Annotated in this window: 18 protein-coding genes and 1 pseudogene; 15 read left to right on the top strand and 4 right to left on the bottom strand. The window is 39.7% G+C overall.

Features of this window, described 5'->3' with window-relative positions:
- The first annotated feature begins 73 nt into the window (after positions 1-73).
- From hisIE to KZC02_RS18100, 10 genes and pseudogenes are all read left to right on the top strand, one after another.
- A complete protein-coding gene (gene hisIE / locus KZC02_RS18055) occupies positions 74-703 on the top strand; it encodes a bifunctional phosphoribosyl-AMP cyclohydrolase/phosphoribosyl-ATP diphosphatase HisIE (RefSeq protein ID WP_221389983.1) in 630 nt (209 codons plus the stop codon).
- Positions 704-716: 13 nt separating this feature from the next.
- Positions 717-1,052: a phage holin family protein gene (locus KZC02_RS18060; RefSeq protein WP_221389984.1), complete on the top strand. Its 336-nt coding sequence runs from the start codon at positions 717-719 to the stop codon at positions 1,050-1,052.
- A 61-nt stretch (positions 1,053-1,113) separates the two neighbouring features.
- Positions 1,114-1,452, top strand: a complete 339-nt coding sequence (locus KZC02_RS18065) for a phage holin family protein (RefSeq protein WP_221389985.1) — start codon at positions 1,114-1,116, stop codon at positions 1,450-1,452.
- 94 nt (positions 1,453-1,546) lie between these two features.
- Positions 1,547-1,795 carry a hypothetical protein gene (locus KZC02_RS31920; RefSeq protein WP_229253656.1) on the top strand — a complete coding sequence of 83 codons (249 nt, stop codon included), beginning with the start codon at positions 1,547-1,549 and terminating at the stop codon, positions 1,793-1,795.
- Between the two features lie 153 nt (positions 1,796-1,948).
- Positions 1,949-2,720 (top strand): annotated as a pseudogene (locus KZC02_RS18075) (geranylgeranylglyceryl/heptaprenylglyceryl phosphate synthase).
- Positions 2,721-2,869: 149 nt separating this feature from the next.
- Positions 2,870-3,046 (top strand): hypothetical protein, encoded by a 177-nt coding sequence (locus tag KZC02_RS18080; RefSeq protein WP_221389986.1) that lies wholly within the window; start codon positions 2,870-2,872, stop codon positions 3,044-3,046.
- 66 nt (positions 3,047-3,112) lie between these two features.
- Positions 3,113-3,730, top strand: a complete 618-nt coding sequence (locus tag KZC02_RS18085; protein ID WP_229253657.1) for a hypothetical protein — start codon at positions 3,113-3,115, stop codon at positions 3,728-3,730.
- The gene (gene porU, locus KZC02_RS18090) at positions 3,708-7,088 is read left to right on the top strand and encodes a type IX secretion system sortase PorU (protein ID WP_221389987.1); all 3,381 of its coding nucleotides are present in this window, start codon (positions 3,708-3,710) and stop codon (positions 7,086-7,088) included. The genes KZC02_RS18085 and porU overlap by 23 nt, the downstream gene beginning before the upstream one ends.
- A gap of 107 nt (positions 7,089-7,195) precedes the next feature.
- Entirely contained in the window at positions 7,196-8,356 is a 1,161-nt protein-coding gene (gene porV, locus KZC02_RS18095; RefSeq protein WP_221389988.1) for a type IX secretion system outer membrane channel protein PorV, read from the top strand.
- An 80-nt stretch (positions 8,357-8,436) separates the two neighbouring features.
- Entirely contained in the window at positions 8,437-9,717 is a 1,281-nt protein-coding gene (locus KZC02_RS18100; protein ID WP_221389989.1) for a pitrilysin family protein, read from the top strand.
- A 28-nt stretch (positions 9,718-9,745) separates the two neighbouring features.
- Here KZC02_RS18100 and KZC02_RS18105 read toward each other — a convergent pair whose 3' ends face one another.
- Complete coding sequence (locus tag KZC02_RS18105) at positions 9,746-11,068, bottom strand: deoxyribodipyrimidine photo-lyase (protein ID WP_221389990.1); 1,323 nt, start codon at positions 11,066-11,068, stop codon at positions 9,746-9,748.
- A 16-nt stretch (positions 11,069-11,084) separates the two neighbouring features.
- The gene (locus KZC02_RS18110; RefSeq protein ID WP_221389991.1) at positions 11,085-12,002 is read right to left on the bottom strand and encodes a class I SAM-dependent methyltransferase; all 918 of its coding nucleotides are present in this window, start codon (positions 12,000-12,002) and stop codon (positions 11,085-11,087) included.
- 145 nt (positions 12,003-12,147) lie between these two features.
- On the opposite strand from KZC02_RS18110, the gene KZC02_RS18115 reads away from it, so the two are divergent.
- From KZC02_RS18115 to KZC02_RS18135, 5 genes are all read left to right on the top strand, one after another.
- Complete coding sequence (locus KZC02_RS18115) at positions 12,148-13,005, top strand: DUF1080 domain-containing protein (protein WP_221389992.1); 858 nt, start codon at positions 12,148-12,150, stop codon at positions 13,003-13,005.
- Between the two features lie 129 nt (positions 13,006-13,134).
- The gene (locus KZC02_RS18120; RefSeq protein WP_221389993.1) at positions 13,135-13,428 is read left to right on the top strand and encodes a type II toxin-antitoxin system HigB family toxin; all 294 of its coding nucleotides are present in this window, start codon (positions 13,135-13,137) and stop codon (positions 13,426-13,428) included.
- A gap of 38 nt (positions 13,429-13,466) precedes the next feature.
- Entirely contained in the window at positions 13,467-13,853 is a 387-nt protein-coding gene (locus KZC02_RS18125) for a type II toxin-antitoxin system HigA family antitoxin (RefSeq protein ID WP_221389994.1), read from the top strand.
- Between the two features lie 60 nt (positions 13,854-13,913).
- Complete coding sequence (locus KZC02_RS18130; RefSeq protein ID WP_221389995.1) at positions 13,914-15,482, top strand: glycoside hydrolase family 43 protein; 1,569 nt, start codon at positions 13,914-13,916, stop codon at positions 15,480-15,482.
- Positions 15,483-15,561: 79 nt separating this feature from the next.
- On the top strand, positions 15,562-15,870 hold the full coding sequence (locus KZC02_RS18135) for a HigA family addiction module antitoxin (RefSeq protein ID WP_229253658.1): 309 nt from the start codon (positions 15,562-15,564) through the stop codon (positions 15,868-15,870).
- On the opposite strand, the gene KZC02_RS18140 is transcribed toward KZC02_RS18135, so the two are convergent.
- Complete coding sequence (locus tag KZC02_RS18140) at positions 15,856-16,095, bottom strand: hypothetical protein (RefSeq protein WP_221389996.1); 240 nt, start codon at positions 16,093-16,095, stop codon at positions 15,856-15,858. The two genes, KZC02_RS18135 and KZC02_RS18140, sit on opposite strands and share 15 nt — an antisense overlap.
- Before the next feature lie 158 nt (positions 16,096-16,253).
- Complete coding sequence (gene murA / locus KZC02_RS18145; RefSeq protein WP_221389997.1) at positions 16,254-17,561, bottom strand: UDP-N-acetylglucosamine 1-carboxyvinyltransferase; 1,308 nt, start codon at positions 17,559-17,561, stop codon at positions 16,254-16,256.
- Positions 17,562-17,624: the final 63 nt, after the last annotated feature.

The following is a 17,624-nucleotide window of genomic DNA, read 5'->3' on the forward strand; positions in this document are numbered from 1 at the left end:
AGATTTTAAAAAGTCAGGAATAAAAAATAAAATAAGCGGATAAATTCGCAGTTGTGCCAAAATAATTAATTCAATGAGTTATACAATTTCAGATATTGATTTTTCAAAATCACCGGATGGGCTGGTACCTGCCGTTATCCAGGATGAACAGACCGGCATCGTACTTATGCTGGGTTATATGAATGCCGAAGCACTCGATAAAACGCAAAAAGAAGGTACAGTCACTTTTTTCAGCCGCAGCAAACAACGTCTTTGGACTAAGGGCGAGACTTCCAGCAATTTTCTTTTTGTAAAAGAGATATTAGTTGATTGCGACGGAGATACGATTCTTGTAAAAGCTACCCCGGCAGGCCCTACATGTCATACAGGGGCAGATACTTGTTTTGGGGAAAAAAATAGCCACGATACACGAATCGGGGAAGCTGCTTTCCTTAACTATCTGCAAAAGAACGTGATCAGGGAAAGAAAATTAAATCCGTCGGAAGAATCCTACACGAGCAGTCTTTTCAAAAGCGGAATTAATAAAATTGCACAAAAGGTTGGAGAAGAAGCAGTTGAAGTTGTCATTGAAGCAAAAGACGACGATGCTGATCTTTTCAAAAATGAAGTTTCTGATTTGCTGTTCCATCTTCTGGTACTTTTAGAACAAAAAAACATTGACTTAGATGAGGTAATTAGCGTACTTCGTAGTCGTCACTCTTAATAATCACAACCGAATGAATCTACTCATACGACTTATAATCAGTACATTGGCTGTTTTGGCAGCTGCTTATGTAGTTCCGGGAGTTGTTGTTGCCAGTGTAACTACTGCTGTAATTGTAGCCATTGTTCTGGGAATACTCAATACTTTTTTAAAACCCGTACTTCAGATTTTAGCTTTACCTATTACAATTCTGACGCTCGGACTCTTCTATTTTGTGATTAATGTGCTGATTATCTATCTCGCTACCTATTTAGTTGACGGCTTTTCAGTAAGCGGTTTCATTCCGGCATTATTATTCGGACTGGTAGTATCGGTAGTTTCGGCTATTCTTGGTATGTTTTTAGATTAATGTCCTGGTTGAGCTCGTAAAGAGCCTAAAATTATTAGACATGATTTGACAACTACTACTTATGATAAATCAACTTGAAGAAATAAAAGATACACTCTTAAAGTATTTCGAGACCCGGCTTGATTTATTTAAAATCGAGGTAAGAGATAAAATAGAACGGGCGGCCGTTATGGCAGTTTATGCTGCGGCAATACTTTGCATAAGCCTCATTATACTTATTCTGATTGTTATTTTACTAGGTACATTTTTAAATAAATGGCTGGACAGTGATTATCTGGGTTATTTGATCCTGTTGGGGATTTTTGTTCTCAAATTGATAATCTGGATCGTTTTCAAGGACAAAATGATCCCTTTAATACGTAAAATCATAGTCCGTTTTGTAGTAATCAAAGAGGATTAAACCTTAAAAAGAGGAATTTAAAATTAATTTGATGTAAATTGTTAATTTTGGATTCCCTTTGAATTTTCTCAACACACCATAAACAGGTATTGCAATGAGTTCTTCAATTGATTCTTCTGTAAAATTATCAAAGCCCTTTTCTTCTGATACAGATGAAGAGAAGCAGATTTTAATGCAGGATGCAAATCTCTACCGTGATAAACTTGAACATCAATGGGGGGATCTTAAAAATGACGCAACACAATACGCAAAGCAGGCTGCAATTATAAGTGGTGTTGTTGTAACCACTTTCGTAATTTTGAATGCTGTTTTGCCTGATTATAAAAAAAGAAGAAATCAGTAAAAGAACCTAAAAAGCTGGTTGCCGAAGTAGCTGAACCTAAAAAAAAGAACCAGTTTAATGTGGGGAAGGCTGTTCAAAGTTTAGCCTGGACATTGGCAATAGGATGGGCACGCCAAAAGCTTACGAATTATATTGCAGATGACCATAAACCGAATGAAGACAGCAAAGCATAAAATTGCAGACCTCCTTTTAGAAAGAAAAAATGAAAAAAGGAAATCATTTGCTGTTCTCTTAGATCCAGATAAAGTTGATTTCGCTGCTTTTCCTGCTTTTTTGGAATATGCAGTGAAACATGACGTTGACTTTTTTTTGTAGGCGGAAGTCTCATTACAGACTATGCCATTGACCAGCTGGTTGCTGCAATACATCAATACACTACAATTCCTGTTATCCTTTTTCCGGGTACCAGCTTACACATTGATCCGTCTGCGGACGCAATACTTTTTTATCCCTGATTTCCGGCAGAAATCCTGACCTCCTGATCGGGCAACAGGTAATTGCAGCGCCATTACTTCGTAAAAGTGGTATTGAGGTATTACCCACAGGATACATGCTGATAGAAAGCGGACGGCAAACCACCGTATCATATATAAGCAACACTACACCTATGCCGCGCGACAAACCGGGAATTGCTGCATGTACAGCACTTGCCGGTGAATTATTGGGATTAAGAAACATATTTCTGGATGCAGGAAGCGGAGCATTATACCCTGTTTCAGCAGCAATTATTTCCGCTGTCCGCGAAACTGTTGAAACACCCATCATCGTAGGCGGTGGGATCGACTCATACGAAAAAGCGTATACAGCACTGGAAGCTGGCGCAGATGTGATCGTTGTGGGCAACGGAATTGAACAAAATCCGGATCTGCTTCCGGAAGTTGCAGCCAGCATCACAGCCTTCAATAGCAGATTGCAAAAGGTTTGAGAAAAATTAATGAATAAATTGTATTAATTAAAGGGATTTAAGCTCTTTCTAAGGAAATTTTAAGTTCTTGGAAAAATACAATCCAAAACGTTGGGATTATTCAAATCATTCCTGTTACCTTTGCATCGAACCTTAATTACACCCAAGAAATGAAAAAAATATTCGCACTTGCTTTTGTTGCCGGGATGGTAGCATTCGCGTCTTGTACTAGCAAACCTGCTGAAGAATCTGCTGATTCTACTGCAGTTACAGTTGAAGCTCCGATCGATACTCTTGCTGTTGATACAGCAGTTGTTGATTCAGCTGCAGCTGATTCAGTGAAATAATCATTGATTCTGGTAAAATTTTGAAAGGCCCTATGAAAATAGGGCTTTTCTGTTTTTATTTAATAAATGATAAAAAAAGTATCCTTGCAGCTATATGTTCCTCAGGCAGCTCTTGCTTATTGCGAACATTTGTATCAGAATAACAAATTTGATTTTTTCCTTTCCCGCCCGCGCCGAACCCGTTTAGGGGATTTTACTATTAAGCCGGGAGTCACTCCGAGAATTACAGTAAACGTAAATCTCAATCCTTATAATTTCCTGATCACCTATTTGCATGAGGTAGCACATTTCGTTGTTTACCAAAATTATAAAGCAGGTTTTAAAAAGAGAGTTGCTCCTCATGGTATTGAATGGAAAAGAGAGTTTGGTGCTCTTTTACAACCCGTTTTGAACGAACAGATATTTCCTGAGGATATTCTTAATCCACTCAGGATTTATGCATTAAATCCGAAGGCGTCTACCGGTGCCGATCAGATTTTATATAATGCATTAAAAAAATATGATGATCCATCGGTTACATTAAATAAAACACCTCTGATACACCTTAATGAAGGAACGGATTTCGTTTTTCACAACAGGCTGTTTGTAAGAGGAACCGTACGCAGAACCCGGGTACTTTGTACAGATAAGGTTTCACAACGCCGTTATACAATTCCTGCCCATGCATTGGTTGAAGCGTGTTAATTTATATAAAATTATTGTTCAGGCGATTTTTTGTCTGGGTGCAATCTTATATAACCCGGCTTTCAGTCAGGAATCTTCCGTTTTATCTTCGGGAAAATGGTTTAAAATAGCCGTAACGCAAACGGGGATTCATAAAATTGATATGAACCTTCTGAAAGCGATGGGTATTGATATAGCTTCCCTTGTTCCGGCACATATACAGATTTATGGAAATGGTGGAAAAATGCTGGCTCAAAAGAATACAACGTCTGAAACCAGTGATTTTAGTCAAAATACTATTTGGGTAAATGGAGAAGAAGACAACAGGTTTGATGCCAATGACGCCATTTATTTTTATGCAGAAGGCCCTCATGTAATTGCTTACGATTCTGTTAAAGCTATCTTCCGGCACGAGACAAATTACTATTCCGATACGAGTTATTACTTTTTGACAATCGGGAATACCAATGGGCTAAGAATTAAGCCGGCCGTTTTAGTCAGTGGTACAGGTGGAAAAATAATTAATGAATTTGTTGATTACTGGTATCATGAAAAAGAATCAGTGAATTCATTACGGTCAGGTCGGGAATGGTGGGGTGAATATTTGGGTAATACCACTGGCTTTTCTGTACAGGCCGATATTCCGGGAGTTCTACCAAATTCTTCGGTCAAATTTATAGCTTCTGCTATGGCTGCGGCCCAGGTTAGCACAAAATTTTTGTGGCAACTGAACGGTCAGACAATAGGAGAAAGTGCAGCAGGAACTGTCGGTACTGGTACTTATGATATTAAGGGCAGACAATCAGATGTAATATTGGATGCAACTGCTTCGCCGGCTGCTTCATTTTCTGTCGGAGTTAACTATAATAAAAACGGACAAAGTTCGGCCCAGGCTTATTTAAATTATATTGGTATACAGGTAAAACGGGAACTACGGACTTATGACAGCCAGCAGATTTATCGTTTTCTTCCTGAAACTTCCGATACAGTAACCTATCAGATCAAAAATAACGGGACTGACCGGATTCTTTGGAATATCACTGATCCGCTTCATCCGTCTTCTGTTACTGTAAATTCTTTAACCGGATTATTTATCGGTACCGAAGGCAAAAAGCCCCGGCAATACATTGGTTTTTTACCTGGTCAGGCTTTTGTTCCTATATCATGGCAGCAAATTGCCAATCAGGATATTGCGTTAAATGATGTTCCTGAATTACTGATTATTACATCTGCATTATGGGAAAGTGAAGCAAATCGCCTGGCATCGTTTCGTGAAGAACATGATGGTTTGAAAACATTGGTTGTTACTACTGCACAGGTATACAATGCTTATGCTTCCGGAAAACAGGACCCGACAGCGATCAGGAATTTTGCCAGAGAACTTTACAGGAGATATCCTGCAAAATTGAAGTACCTGTTACTTTTTGGTGATGCTACTTATGATTACCGGAACAACCTTCAAAATCAGTCAGAATCGCAGCGAAACGGCTGGGTTCCGGTTTACGAAAGCAGGGAATCACTGAACCCGGTTTATACGTATTCTTCAGACGATTATTATGGTTTTTTGCAGGATGGTGAAGGCGACTGGGCTGAAACTTCCTCTGGAGACCATACTATGGATATAGGGGTTGGCCGGTTACCGGTTAAATCTTTATCCGAAGCACGTATTATCGTGGACAAACTCATCCGATACGGCTCCTACAAACCTGCTTTGGGGAAATGGCGTAACACTATTAGTTTTGTGGCCGATGATGGAGATGGCAATGTACATCAGCAGCATGCGGATCAGTTGGCCCAATTGGTTAATAAGAATTTTTTACCTTCAAGAATATTCCTGGATGCTTTTCCACAAACCACCACAAGTGAAGGCCAGAAAGTCCCTGATGTAAATACGGCGATCACGAAAAGTATAGACGACGGAACACTGATACTAAATTATACCGGTCACGGCGGTGTTGGCGGATGGGCAGAAGAGCAGGTGCTGACGTTGGTTGATATGCTTTCTGCAAGAGGAAATAATAATCTTCCTTTATTGTTTACTGCTACCTGCGACTTTGGACGTTATGATGATCCGGGGTTAGTTTCGGGTGCAGAGCTAATGGTTTTGAGTCCCAAAGGAGCTGCCATCGGAGCGGTAAGTACAACGCGACCGGTTTATTCGAGCACAAATTTTACCCTGAGTAAAGCATTTTATCAAGCGCTTGTAAAAGCCGGGCCTGCAACCCGGATGGGGGATATTTTCAGGGAAACAAAAAATAAATCACTGGTGGGTGCGCTTAACCGCAATTTTACACTCCTGGGAGATCCTTCTATGAAACTTACACAAGCGGAGAAATCATTAAAATGGGCTCAGGTGCCGGATACATTACGTGCACTTCAGAAAGTGAATTTTGCGCTTGAAATTTATGATCGGGCAACAGGAACCAGGGATAATAATTTTGAGGGAACAGCCAGAATTGTAGTTTTTGACAAACAATCAGTTTTTAAAACTCTTGGCAATGAAGGTGATCCGGCAAGTTATTCTGAATTCAGAAGTAAGCTTTTTGACGGAAATGTAACGGTTCATGAGGGTAAAATGACTTGTGAATTCGTAATGCCAAAAGATATTGATTATCGTACAGGTTTGGGTAGGGTAAGCATTTATGCAGTTCAGGCGGATAGCCTGTCTGATGCAGGAGGGCAGCTTGATGTACAGGTTGGAGGAAGCGCACCGATAGTTTCTGACGAAAATCCTCCTCAAATTACCTCGTACCTGAATAATTCGTCATTTAAAAATGGTGACCTGGTAAATAACTCACCCATTTTGTTTGTAAAAGTGCGTGACGATAATGGAATAAACCTGTCCAAATCAGGAATTGGCCATGATATTACTTTGACATTGAACGATACGCTTGTCATTATCCTGAATGATTATTTTACAGCAGATCTTGATAGTTATAAATCGGGAACGATTCAATACCCGTTTGAAAGCTTACCCTCGGGAAATTATACCGTTCGCATAAAAGTATGGGACGTGTATACTAACTTTTCAGAAATTGCGTTCGGATTTCAGGTGGGCGCGCCAAGTGGGATCAAACTTACGGATTGGAAAATTTACCCCAATCCATTTATGAACGAACTTTCATTTGAATTAGGCCATAACCGGATCAATGAAGATATAGAAATTACTTTTCGTTTACTTCTTAGTTCAGGACAGCAGTTAGGCACCGTTAATTGGACATATTATAATAGTGAATCAGTTATCAGGGAATCAATTACTTCTACACCACTTGGGCAATTGATAATACCTGCAATTTCTTATATATATACCGTTGAGATTAAGTCATTAAAGGATAATTCTGTCAATCAGCGTTCAGGCAGGATTATACGTTCACCTTAGATTTGAATAAAACTTATTAAAATTTTTACTATTAACTATCTTTCATTGTACTTTTGACCCTTTAAAGAAGCTGATTAAAAGCACTTTCTATCGCAAATCCAATATCTATGAGACTTTTTTTTGTTACACTATCTTCCTTATTTATTTTAGCCAATGGGACTCTATCAGCCCAAAACATACAAAACATAAGAAGGATACCAAGTTCACCACTATCTTTTTTAACTTTCGCACCTGATGCAAGAAGTGCTGCAATGGGAGAAGCAGGTGTAGCTTTAAGTCCTGACGCGAACTCATCTTACTGGAATGCAGCGAAATTACCTTACAACACTAAAGATTTCGGAGCATCAGCTTCTTACACACCCTGGTTGAGAAACCTGGTAGACGATATGTGGCTGGGTTATATTACCGCTTATAAAAAGCTGGATAAAGGACAGGCAATATCCGCTTCTATCAATTACTTTAACAATGGCGAACTGGATCTCCGCGATGGAAATGGAACCCAAATGGGATATTTCAATTCAAGGGAATTTGCTTTTAACGGTACTTATTCCCGTCAGCTTGGAAAAAATTTCTCAATGGGCCTGACATTAAAATATATTTCTTCTAATCTGGCTGGGACTGCCGTTATTAATGGATCCTCAGTTCGTCCTGCACGTACTGCTGCCGGTGATATCAGCGCATATTACCGTAAAGTATTGAAAAACGAAGATACGGGAGGTGAATTTGTTTGGTCTCTGGGAGCTGTGCTTTCTAACCTCGGTGGTAAAGTTAATTACGGGTCTGGTACAGATACTGAAAATTTTATTCCTACCAATCTTAAAATAGGCGGTGGATTGTCTTATTCAGCAGATGGCCGCAATAAATTTAATTTTATCATTGATGCAAATAAGCTGATGGTACCAACACCTGACAGTACTACTAACTTTAATAGCAAAGGTGCTTTGAGTGGTGCTTTTGGTTCTTTCTCTGATGCACCGGATGGTTTTAAAGAAGAACTACAGGAAATAGCCCTTGCAGTAGGTGCGGAATACTGGTACAATGATATCTTCGCTATACGTGCTGGTTATAATGCGGAAAATAAACACAAAGGAGACCGTAAGTTTTTCACTGCTGGTGCCGGTATTCATTTTGCAGACCGTTACTCAGTAGATTTCGCTTATTTATTCCCTGTTACTCAAGGCAGCCCGTTAGCACAAACTTTACGCGTTACACTTTCATTAGCACTTAACAAAGCAGAAAAGCTGGATGTAAGTGATGTTGAAAATTAGCATTTAAAAGTATTTCAATTTTTCAGGGCGAATGTCGTTATTGCAACGACATTCGCTTTTTCTTTTTTTAATTATTATATATGGTACTGGACCGCAGCATTGCACCTGATTTTAAGGTTATTAATTCTATTCATTTACCAGAAACCCAATCCCATATTCTTGATAATGGATTAAAACTCCACGTAATAAATATCGGGGATCAGCCTGTTGTACGGCTGGAATGTATTTTTGACGCAGGAAACTGGCAGGAAGAATATGCAGGCGCATCGTTCTTTTCAATTAAAATGCTCGCAGAAGGAACAGAAGAGCTGTCTTCATCTGAGATAAGTGAAGCATTCGATCGCATTGGTGCTTTTATAGATTTAAACCATTCTTCTGATCGTACAGGAATTGTAATATATTGTTTATCCCGGTTTTTGCCGGAAGTGCTTCCGCTTGTACAGGAATTGATACAGAAAGCCACTTTTCCTGAAAAAGAACTGGAAGAGCTCAGGAATATCACGCAGCAAAATCTGCGTGTGAACAAAGAAAAAACGGCTTATCTTGCAAGCGTTGAGTTACGTGCAGGTTTGTTCGGCAGTGATCATCCTTATGGAAAAACCCAGAATGAGACTGATATCGAATCTATAAAACTGGAACAAATTAAGGCACATTTTGACCGCTATATTAAAAACGGAAAATTCACAATCGTTTTAGCTGGCCAGGTTGAAGACAAAGATGTTAACATTGTAAAGGAATATCTTGGATCATACGACGCCAGCAATGAGTCGGCCGTTATCACACCTGAATCACAGGTTGATTATATTGGAAAACAGATACTTATCGAAAAGCAGGATAGCGTACAATCTTCAATCCGGATTGGCCGCAGGTTATTTACGCGCCATCATCCTGATTATTTCAAAATGCTGGTTACCAACGAAATTCTGGGAGGTTACTTTGGGTCGCGTCTGATGAAAAATATACGTGAGGAAAAAGGCCTGACTTATGGTATTTCCTCTAATCTGATCACACTGCGTCATGGAGGTTATTTTATGATCGGAACAGATGTAAAAAAGGAATTTACACAGCAGACAATTGATGAAATAAAAAAGGAAATTTACAGACTGCAAACTGAACTTGTGGAAGATGAGGAATTGCAAACGGTAAAAAATTTCATGGCAGGTGAATTCGCTGGTTCCCTTAATACGGCCTTTGAAGTTGCCGACCGCCGTAAAATCCTTCTTTTGGATGGCCTGCCAGCAGATTTTTTCAATCGCTATATTGATCAGATCCACGCAACAACAAGTGAAGACATCATGGAAATGGCCAATACTTATTTAAGGCCCGACGAAATGCTTGAAGTTGTAGTAGGAGGGAAGTAATTTACAAAATCGCACCGGCAACCTGGAATTAACCCTTATTTAAAGCTTCTTTATATACTTTCAAACAGCGTTCTCTTGCCATTTTGTGGTCAACGATGGGCTCCGGATAATTCATACTATTGAGTTCCGGAACCCATTTTTTGATATATTCCCCTTTTTTGTCAAACTTTTCTGCTTGTGCAGTCGGGTTAAATATCCTGAAATAAGGAGCAGCATCAGTACCAGAACCTGCTGCCCATTGCCAGCCGCCATTATTGGATGCGAGGTCGTAATCCAGTAATTTCTCAGCAAAATAAGCTTCTCCCCAGCGCCAGTCAATGAGTAAATGTTTGATCAAAAAGCTTGCAGTAACCATTCGTACCCTGTTGTGCATAAAGCCTGTTGCGTTGAGCTCATGCATTCCGGCATCTACAAGCGGATAACCCGTTTTTCCTTCACACCAAAGCTGAAATTCTTTTTCATTGTTACGCCATTTGATATTGTCATAATCCGGCCTAAATGCCTTGCCTCTGCCAACATGGGGAAAATTCGATAAGATCTGCTGATAGAAATCCCTCCATATCAACTCATTCAGCCACGTATCACTTGTTTCAAATGCCTTTCTGGCCAAATCGCGGATACTGACCGTACCAAACCTGAGATGAATACCCAGGCGGGATGTTCCTGGCAAAGCCGGATAATTCCTTTGCTCCTCGTATTTTTCCAACAGTTCTGTCCGCACATGGGCAGAGGGGAAGTTTGCAGCTGTATTTTCAAATCCCATTTCTTTCAGCGTTGGAATGGGCGCTGTACTTTCTTGTAAAAAAGAGGAGTAATACTTTTCAGTCGGATAGGACGAAAGAAAAAATTCATTACACTTGGCTTTCCAGGCGCGGCTGTATGGTGTAAAGACGGTGTAGGGTGTATTTTGTCCTGATAATATTTCCTGTTTTTCGAAAATAACCTGGTCTTTAAAAAGTTTAAAAGTTATTTTTTTCTCTGCCAGTAAATCTCCTATTTCCTTATCACGGTCGATCGCGTAGGCTTCGTAATCGTTATTGGCATATACTTCAGCAATGTCATATTCAGTAAGCAGTTTTTTCCAGATTTTTGCCGGGAAACCGAAATGCACCAGAATATCAGAACCAGCTTTTTTTAATTCCTTTTGAATTTCGAGTACAGCATTATAAATGAAAACAATGCGTGCATCCTGTTTATTTTCAAGATGATCCAGAATGTTACGGTCAAAAATAAAAAGCGGAAGAACCTTATAACCCGACTTTAAGGCATGGTAAAGCCCCGCATTATCGTGTAATCGTAAATCCCTTCTAAACCAGAATATGGCAACTTTCTCTTTCGATTTTAAATTCATGTAAAAGCTTAATAATTTATAGCGGCTTGGTCGCAGAAATAATATACATCATTGCACCGCCCGCAGAATGATATTTGTTGGCATCTATATTACGCAGGATACGTTCGCCCAAATGCGCATATTTAACCTTATAACGTTCGTAAAATTCCAGGTTATCTTTTCCCATTGCCCTGAAATAGTCGTAATCACTGAATTCTTCATTACTCCATGTATTTCCGTTCTGCCATTGTTTCATGGTGGCGAGCTGTTCGTCCGTGTTGTATGGCGGATACATGGCAATGGCTTTATCCGAAAGCCTGACTTCCACATTTTCAAACCCGGCCTGGGACAAAAATCCCGGAACCAGATCACCCAGTGAATTATCACCCAATCCCAGCTTTTTCTTTCCGCGTTCAAAGATCAATGCATATTTTACGTGATCGAGTACTTCGTCAATCGGATCATTGGTAGAAACCGAACTTTGCGTAAGACTTTGTACCAGATTATTGGGTTCAACACAAAGAATTGTGCCACCGGGCTTCAATACCCGTTTCATTTCACTGATCACTTTTTTAGGATGTTCAACATGGATCAGCAATGTCTGGCAAGTCACCAGATCGAAACTCGAATCTTCATAAGGAAGGTCATGTGCATCTCCTTTTTTTAATTCAAAATCAATATTTTTTTCCTGAAAATAGCTGCGGATCTCTTTTTCCCCTTTTGACCATTTGCGGTCATTGTCCACTGCATATATTTTGGCAGGGCGGCCGAGGTAATCTGCCAGGATTTTGCTCCAGTGACATTGCCCGCAGCCAACGTCCAGCATGTTGTGATGTAATTTTAACTCCAGCCTCTTGTTGAGCAGGTTCAGGAAAGCTTCATTCCACCAGAAATTACGGTATGTTCCGAAAAAATCTTCGGAATGGCCTTTACGCTTAATATTATTTGTTCTCATAGTATATTTACTTCGCCATTAACTTAGACGAAGTACGGCTGGATTAAAAAACAACACGGAAAATAGAAGGATAATTCTTGCGAATGTACGTATCACTTTTTATCTCCCGTTATTATTCAATTACAATCTTTTTAATAAACCTCTTATGAAATTACAACTAACGGCCCTGCTAAGCCTGATTTGCATGATTGCCTTCGGTCAGAAAAAATCTGAAAAGGAAGAATGGAAGCAACTTTTTAATGGTAAAAATCTGGATGGCTGGGATATAAAAATCAGAGGTAATGATCTGAATGATAATTTTGGCAATACTTTCCGGGTTGAAGATGGCAAAATGGTTGTACGGTATGATCAATACGACGACTTTAAACAGAAATACGGACATATATTTTACAAGGGCGATTTTTCTTATTACCGCGTGGTGGTCGAATATCGTTTTGTTGGAGAACAGGCACCGAAAGGAGAAGGCTGGGCATGGCGGAACAGCGGTATCATGGTACAGGGGCAACCTGCCACTACAATGGGTAAAGACCAGGATTTTCCGATTTCCATTGAAGTTCAGCTACTTGGTGGCGATGGCAAAAAACCACGCACAACCTGTAATTTATGTACGCCGGGAACAAATGTGGTGATGAATGGGGAACTGAAAACGCAGCATTGTTTTAACTCTACTTCCAAAACTTATGATGGTGATCAATGGGTGAAAGCCGAAGTGCTTGTATTAGGTGATTCGCTTATCCGGCATTACGCCAATGGTGAAATGGTGTTGGAATATAACAAACCTCAAATGGGTGGCGGCAATGTGAGCGGCAATGATCCTTCTTTAATGGTTGATGGCAAATTACTGGATCATGGTTCCATTTCCCTCCAAAGCGAAAGTCATCCTGTTGAATTCAGGAAAGTAGAAATCCTTAATCTGAAAGGATGTATGGATGCAAAAGCAACTAATTTTAAATCCTATTATGTGAAGGCTGATAATAGTGCCTGTACTTATGGGAAGAAATAAAGGGTAGTGTATTGGTCAAAAGGGAATAAAAGGGAGATAGATATAAACATGTTTTGGCATAAATATCTATTTCCCTTTTAATTTTGCAGACAGTTACATATTGTGTAACTTTATTGTTAATTCAGTTTTATGAGAATTATTACAACAGCCCGTATAAAAGATTTCTATCTCAACCATGCAGATTCAAGAACAGCACTGGAAGTATGGATGGCAAAGATTAAAGAAATTAATATACAAAGCCTGAATGAATTAAAGCAAATTGCTAATTCGGTAGATATAATAGGCAACAACCGGGTAATTTTTGATATCAAAAGTAATAAGTATAGGATTATAAGTGTGGTGTTGGTACATCGGCAAATTGTTTATATCCGATGGATTGGTACACATTCCGAGTATGATAAGATTGATGCACACAAAGTATAATTGTATTTATAGTATTAAAATAATTGAAAAACATAAAAATGAACACAATTACCATTACTCCCATAAAAACCGAATCAGACTACCAAAATTCATTAAGGCGAATAGATGAATTGCTAAGTGCAAATCCAGAGCCTTATTCCGAATTAGATGATGAACTGGATGTAATAAGTACCCTCGTACATGCATATGAGCAAACGCACTACACCATTCCTTATCCTGATCCAATTGATGCAATCAAGTACATAATGGAAGAGAAGGGCTGGAAAAATAAAGATTTGGAGCCATTTATAGGCCCTAAGTCAAGAGTATCTGAAATTCTTAATCGGAAACGATATTTTACCTTACAGCAAATTCATAACCTGCATAAACATTTAGGCCTTCCACTGGAAATGTTTATTAATGAGAAAGTATTGCAAGCTGCATAATGAAAATGGTTTCTTATGTTGCAATAAACCCTTATGCCTAACTAATCAATTCCTGAGAGAATGAAATTTTTACTTGTCCTGTTCTGTCTGATCTTCATTTTTATTAAAAATGGCTTTGCTCAAAAGCCTAATCCAGGCTTAGTTGTAACATACAGAAATCCTGTTATTCCCGGTGATTTTGCAGATCCTTCTGTAATCCGTGTGGGTGATACCTATTACGCCGTCGGTACTTCTTCGGAGTGGGCGCCGGCTTATCCTATTTACACCTCGAAAAATCTGGTAGACTGGCAGTACGTCGGACCTGTGTTTGCTGAGTTGCCGGAATGGACAATGGGCAGTTACTGGGCACCCGAATTATTCTATCGTAATGGTACTTTTTATGCCTATTACACAGCCAGAAGGAAATCTGACAAGCAGTCTTTTATCGGTGTTGCCAGTACAAAAGATCTGAAAAAGGGTTTTAAAGATCACAGGATCATTATTGAATGGACAAAAGAAGCAATTGATGCTTTTGTAGTTGAAGATAAAGGCAAATTATTTATTACCTGGAAAGCATACGGTCTGGATAAAGATAAAGGAATTGAAATACTTGGAGCTGAACTCGCGCCTGATGGTTTAAAAGTGATTGGCAAGGAATTCAGTCTGATAAAAGCAGATGCTGCTGGTTGGGAATCGGGTGGAGCAGAAGGACAGGCCATTTTCAAAAGAGGTAATTACTGGTACATGCTTTATTCAGGAAATGCGTGCTGCGGCAACAAATGTGATTATCAGGTTGGGTTTGCAAGAGCTGAAAAGCTGCAAGGTCCGTGGACAAAATATACAGGAAACCCCGTCCTTTTTGGTGACGATACCTGGAAATGCCCCGGACACGGAACGGTTGTCGTAACGCCTGATAACCGCTATTTTTATTTACATCATGCTTATAGCGGCGTCGATTTTACCTTTGGTGGCAGACAAGGCATTCTTAGTGAACTGGTTTGGGACGAAGCCTCAAAATGGCCGGCATTCAGATATGGTAAAACACCTCCTGCTCAGGCAGAAGCGCCGATGGGTGCAAGCGCAGTTATTAATTCCAGTTTTTTTATCAATTACGATAAAGATACGCTAAAAGCTCCATGGGTATATGATGTCAGCTTTCCAAAACCTGAATTCACTCTGGAAGGCGGATCTCTTCAGATTGAAAATAATAACCAGAGCAGTACAGGGAATTTTCTGGGATTAACGATCAAAAAAGGGAATTATACTTTCACCGCAGAAGTGATTGCAAAAAATGACCTGATGCAGAACATTATCGTTTATGGTGATGCCAAAAATGCAATTGGCTATGGTATCCGTAAAAATAGCATCGGGTTGTGGCAGATTAAAGATGGTGTGCAGGAGGTGATTAAAACCCAGGAAATTCCTGAAAAGTATAAGAATATCAAGCTGAAACTGCAAAGTCGTTATGGCCGTTTTTATGAATTCAGCTGGGATGTTACCGGACAGAAAATTGATTCACTGACGAGTTCATTACAGATAGAAGCACCCTGGCTGCCACGGTGGGACCGGGCGCCAAGAATTGGGATCAATGTGTCGGGAACTCAAGCAGGCAAAGGGGAGATTAAGGCTATTCAAATGAAGTACGAGTAGGTGGGTTTTTGAATTTTTATAATTGGTTTCAAATGAAATACAATGAGTGCGATATCAATTATTTAGAATATCACTAAAAATGATAAGGCTTATGGAAAGTGAAATGAAGCCGGTTCATCCTGGTGCAGTTTTACGGGAAGATATTTTAAAGGAAATGAAGATATCCATTACCAAGGCCGCAAAAGAATTATATATTAGCCGGAAACAATTATCAGAGGTTGTTAATGAAACAGCTGCGATTTCTGCTGAAATGGCTGTATGTCTTGAAAATGAATTTGGAGTAAATGCCGAATTTTGGCTGGATATGCAGAAAAAATTTGATATCTGGAAAGTGAAAAGCAGTGGCCGTGTTCAAGGAATTCATCGGATCGTATCACAGGGAGCGTGAAAAATATTTTTGACCTAAATCCGTAATAGAGATTCTATCTATTTCACCAGCATTTTTTTCTGTAAATATTAATTTTTCCTGTTCTAAATATTGAATAGTATCGTCCAGAGCCTCTAAGAACGATACGTAATTAGGATCACCAGAATACTTTCGATGAATTTTATACCAATTGCTATAACCGGTAATTTTATCTAAATAACCAAGGACAATAATAGCATTATTCATTTAAAAGATTTTAAGGATTGAAAATGAGAATAACAACCTTATTCCAAGAAATAAGAAAACCTGTCGAGATGAACTGGACAGGTTTTCCTGATAAATTGGATATTGAGTGTTGAAGATTGAGCATTTTTATTAAACGCTCTTCTATATTCGAATTTGTGTTACAGCCTCACAATCTCTGCACCAATTGCATTCAGCCTGGTATCAATATTCTGGTATCCCCGGTCAATCTGCTCAATATTATCAATAATGCTGACACCTTTTGCTGATAATGCGGCAATCAGAAGTGCTACACCGGCGCGTATATCAGGAGATGTCATGCGGATGCCGCGTAGTTGTGTTTCACGGTTATGTCCAATTACGGTTGCGCGATGGGGATCACACAGGATAATCTGAGCACCCATTTCAATGAGCTTATCCACAAAGAAAAGGCGGCTTTCAAACATTTTTTGATGGATCAGCACAGTTCCTTGTGACTGGATAGCAGTTACCAGTACGATGCTCAACAAGTCAGGTGTAAAACCAGGCCATGGTGCATCTGCAACGGTTAATGTAGAACCATCCATGTAATTTTCAATACGGTAATGATCCTGTGCAGGAACAAATATGTCGTCGCCGCGGAATTCCAGTTTGATACCCAGTTTCTGAAAAACATCGGGAATGACGCCTAACTGCGGAATCTGGCAGTTTTTAATCGTGATTTCAGATTGTGTCATAGCCGCAAGGCCAATGAAACTTCCGATCTCAATCATGTCGGGAAGCATCGTATGTTCCGTTCCATGCAATGCACTTACACCTTCCACGATCAGCAGATTGGATGAAATACCGGATATTTTAGCACCCATACGGTTCAGCATTTTACATAATTGCTGAAGATAAGGCTCGCATGCTGCATTGTAGATCGTGGTAGTTCCTTCGGCCATTACTGCTGCCATCAATACATTGGCAGTTCCTGTAACCGAAGCTTCGTCCAATAGCATAAAAGCGCCTTTCAGATTAGCCGCATCAACTTTATAGAACCCTCCGTCTTCAACATCATAACTGAATTCAGCGCCTAATTTTTCAAAGCCAAGAAAGTGCGTATCCAATCTTCTTCTGCCAATTTTATCACCACCCGGGCGAGGAATCCGACCCTTGCGGAAACGGCCAAGCATAGGGCCAAGCAGCATAACTGAACCTCTTAATGCAGCAGCTTTCTGACGAAAAGAGTCCGATTCAAGATATTCCAGATTGATATCATCTGCTTCAAAACGAATGGATGAATCGCTCAGACGTGTGCGGCGTACACCTAATTCACCCAAAAGGTCAATTAACTGGTTTACATCGCGGATGTTGGGGATATTATGGATCGTTACCGGTTCCTTCGTTAAAAGTACGGCACAAATAATTTGTAATGCCTCGTTTTTCGCGCCTTGAGGCTGAATTTCTCCTTTAAGACGTTTATCTCCGGTAATTTTAAATGAAGCCATTTTATGTGAATGTGCAGCAATGGACTGCGTGTTTCCGGCGATAGCAGATGCGCTCGCTTTTAA

Source organism: Dyadobacter sp. NIV53, assembly GCF_019711195.1.
Taxonomy (GTDB): domain Bacteria; phylum Bacteroidota; class Bacteroidia; order Cytophagales; family Spirosomataceae; genus Dyadobacter.

Excerpts from the sequence above, each read along its gene's own strand:
- KZC02_RS18085 (WP_229253657.1), top strand. The coding sequence starts at position 3,113 with ATGATAAAAAAAGTATCCTTGCAGCTATATGTTCCTCAGGCAGCTCTT.
- KZC02_RS18105 (WP_221389990.1), bottom strand. The coding sequence starts at position 11,068 with ATGAATTTAAAATCGAAAGAGAAAGTTGCCATATTCTGGTTTAGAAGG.
- KZC02_RS18060 (WP_221389984.1), top strand. The coding sequence starts at position 717 with ATGAATCTACTCATACGACTTATAATCAGTACATTGGCTGTTTTGGCA.
- KZC02_RS18125 (WP_221389994.1), top strand. The coding sequence starts at position 13,467 with ATGAACACAATTACCATTACTCCCATAAAAACCGAATCAGACTACCAA.
- KZC02_RS18120 (WP_221389993.1), top strand. The coding sequence starts at position 13,135 with ATGAGAATTATTACAACAGCCCGTATAAAAGATTTCTATCTCAACCAT.
- porV (WP_221389988.1), top strand. The coding sequence starts at position 7,196 with ATGAGACTTTTTTTTGTTACACTATCTTCCTTATTTATTTTAGCCAAT.
- KZC02_RS18135 (WP_229253658.1), top strand. The coding sequence starts at position 15,562 with ATGATAAGGCTTATGGAAAGTGAAATGAAGCCGGTTCATCCTGGTGCA.
- KZC02_RS18110 (WP_221389991.1), bottom strand. The coding sequence starts at position 12,002 with ATGAGAACAAATAATATTAAGCGTAAAGGCCATTCCGAAGATTTTTTC.
- KZC02_RS18065 (WP_221389985.1), top strand. The coding sequence starts at position 1,114 with ATGATAAATCAACTTGAAGAAATAAAAGATACACTCTTAAAGTATTTC.
- KZC02_RS31920 (WP_229253656.1), top strand. The coding sequence starts at position 1,547 with ATGAGTTCTTCAATTGATTCTTCTGTAAAATTATCAAAGCCCTTTTCT.
- KZC02_RS18130 (WP_221389995.1), top strand. The coding sequence starts at position 13,914 with ATGAAATTTTTACTTGTCCTGTTCTGTCTGATCTTCATTTTTATTAAA.
- KZC02_RS18115 (WP_221389992.1), top strand. The coding sequence starts at position 12,148 with ATGAAATTACAACTAACGGCCCTGCTAAGCCTGATTTGCATGATTGCC.
- KZC02_RS18140 (WP_221389996.1), bottom strand. The coding sequence starts at position 16,095 with ATGAATAATGCTATTATTGTCCTTGGTTATTTAGATAAAATTACCGGT.
- murA (WP_221389997.1), bottom strand. The coding sequence starts at position 17,561 with ATGGCTTCATTTAAAATTACCGGAGATAAACGTCTTAAAGGAGAAATT.
- hisIE (WP_221389983.1), top strand. The coding sequence starts at position 74 with ATGAGTTATACAATTTCAGATATTGATTTTTCAAAATCACCGGATGGG.
- porU (WP_221389987.1), top strand. The coding sequence starts at position 3,708 with ATGCATTGGTTGAAGCGTGTTAATTTATATAAAATTATTGTTCAGGCG.
- KZC02_RS18080 (WP_221389986.1), top strand. The coding sequence starts at position 2,870 with ATGAAAAAAATATTCGCACTTGCTTTTGTTGCCGGGATGGTAGCATTC.
- KZC02_RS18100 (WP_221389989.1), top strand. The coding sequence starts at position 8,437 with ATGGTACTGGACCGCAGCATTGCACCTGATTTTAAGGTTATTAATTCT.